At 67.2% G+C, this 1,973-nt stretch carries 1 protein-coding gene; it reads right to left on the bottom strand.

What is annotated here, in order from left to right; all coding sequences use genetic code 11:
- Window positions 1-1,528: S8 family peptidase (locus AC1VAN_RS20195; protein WP_480986572.1), on the bottom strand; the 1,528-nt coding region annotated here is incomplete at its 3' end.
- Window positions 1,529-1,973: the final 445 nt, after the last annotated feature.

The raw sequence follows: 1,973 nt of genomic DNA, 5'->3' as shown, positions 1-1,973 counted from the left end.
GCGTGCTGCCAGCCGGGACGTTGACGGTATAGCTGAGCGATGCGCCGCTGGCTGCGCCGAGGCCGGTAACCGGCACGTTGTTCTGCAGCACGGTGCCACCCGGGTTGGGCGTGGTGCCGTTGATCGCGGCAGTCACCGCGGCATCGGCGTCGATGATGCCGGCGCCGCAACCACCCGAGCACGCACCCGGCAGCGGACGCGCGGTGCTCTTGATGATGCTTTCCACCTGCGCCGGGCTGAGCGGGCTCGGTGCCACCGACTGCATCAGTGCAACCACGCCCGCCACATGCGGTGCCGCCATCGAGGTGCCGTTGTAGGACGCATAGCTGGCGCTGCCCGGGGTGGTGGTGCCGCTGTTGAGGGTGGACAGGATGCTCTGGCCCGGTGCGGAGATGTCGATGCCGGTGCCGTAGTTGGAGAAGCTGGCACGCGCACCCGCCGAGGTGGTGGCCGCCACGGCGATCACGTTCGGGCAGTTGGCCGGTACCGCGCTGGAGACGTTGGTGTTGCTGTTGCCGGCAGCGACCACCACGGTGGTGCCGCGGCCGACCGCGCCGTTGATCGCGTTCTGGTAAGTGGTCGAGCAGCTGCCGCCGCCGCCCAGCGACATGTTGATGACCTCGGCCGGGTTGGCGTTGGCCGGCACACCGCTGACCGTGCCACCGGAGGCCCAGACGATCGCGTCGGCGATGTCGGAGGTGTAGCCGCCGCACTTGCCGAGCACGCGCACCGGCACGACCTTGGCGTTGAAGGCGGTACCGGCCACGCCGGTGCTGTTGTTGGTCACCGCAGCGACCGTGCCGGCCACGTGGGTGCCATGCCAGCTGGAGTTGGAGGCCGGAATGCCCGAGCCGCACTCGTTGGCGCCGTACCAGTCACCCTCATCGTTCGGATTGCTGTCACGGCCACCGCCATCGCGCGCCATCGCCGCGTCGCTGATGAAGTCATAGCCGGGCAGGATGTTGGCGTTGAGGTCGGCATGGTTGGTGATGCCGGTATCGATCACCGCCACGACCACACCGGTGCCGGTGGCCTTGTCCCAGGCCGGACGCACGTTGATCGAGGCGTTGGATGTACCGAAGCCCCATTGCTCGCTGAAACGGGTGTCGTTGGGGGTCAGCGTCGCGCGCATGATCTGGTCGACTTCGACGTATTCGACGTTCGGGTCGGCGGCCAGCTTGCGCATCAGCAGCTCGGATTCGGCCTGGTCCAGCGCACGGTCGGTCCTGACCACGGTGGAGCCGACGGCAAGCCTGCGGACCTGCTGCAGGCCCAGCGCGCGGCCCTGGCTGCTGGCGATGCCGGCAGCGGCCGTCTTCAGCGAAGAGGCCAGCGCGGTGGTGTTGGCCACCGGCGCACTGCCGTCGCGGTACTTCACGATGAAGCGCTGGTGGGTCGGCGCGGACTGCAGGCCGCTGAGCTGGACATCACCGGCCAGCGCAGGCGTGGCCAGCAGCAGCGATGACAGGACGGACGCACCAAGGACCACCCACACACGACGCACACGCGGTTGCGTTACCTGGGACATCGGATTTCCCTTCTAATGGTAGGAATGCCGGAATCGGCAGAAGCACCGGCCTGAACCGTGGGCTGGCTTGCGATGGCGAGGTTCGGGTCCGGCGAGCCAGCGGATTCCCCTGACCATCCGCTGTGTTGATGACGCTAGTGGCTCAAACCGGACACCACAAGATTTTCAGCGTCTTTTCAGCAAGATGAAATGTTGGATCTGAGACTTTCCGGGTCGAGGGTTTGTGAAGGTGAAGGAACTTTCGCGTCAGCTGCACGTACCTGACTGCGGAATGTCCTGTCCCGCCATGTCTTTGCCGACATCGGCGAACAGCCGCCGGGCATGGCCCGGCGCTACCGTGGTACGCGTACATTCGCCGGGCATCGCCGCGCGCTGGCGGGAGCCGTTGATCCTGGTAGCGCCGGGCCGCGCGCTGGCGGGAGCCGTTGATCCTGGTAGCGCCGGG

It is taken from the genome of Stenotrophomonas sp. 05L44_2 (genome assembly GCF_056665995.1).
The sequence above is the reverse complement of the archived record's forward strand: the minus strand, read 5'-3'. Positions and strand labels throughout refer to the sequence as shown.